Here is a 219-nt window from a genome sequence, read left to right on the forward strand (position 1 = left end):
CTACCGCTCGAATAGAATAACCTTCCTCAAGCTTAGCTAAAATTTTACGTCTAAAATGTTCTGAATAACTCATTGCACCATTGTATTAGTTTTATAATGATTTGACTATAAACGTTGAACTGTCCAACCTGTTTTCCCTAAATGTTGAGCGAAACTCACCAATAAATAGGCGATCATCGCAATCCAGATTTGTGTCTGAATTGCGTTCCTGCTGCGGCC

1 pseudogene is annotated in these 219 nt (G+C 38.4%); it reads right to left on the bottom strand.

Annotated elements, in window-relative coordinates:
• A pseudogene (locus WFH18_RS18365) lies at positions 1–73 on the bottom strand (IS630 transposase-related protein); the annotation flags it as partial.
• Between the last annotated feature and the right edge of the window lie 146 nt (positions 74–219).

The organism is Acinetobacter sp. USHLN143 (assembly GCF_037145695.1).
Classification (GTDB): domain Bacteria; phylum Pseudomonadota; class Gammaproteobacteria; order Pseudomonadales; family Moraxellaceae; genus Acinetobacter; species Acinetobacter fasciculus.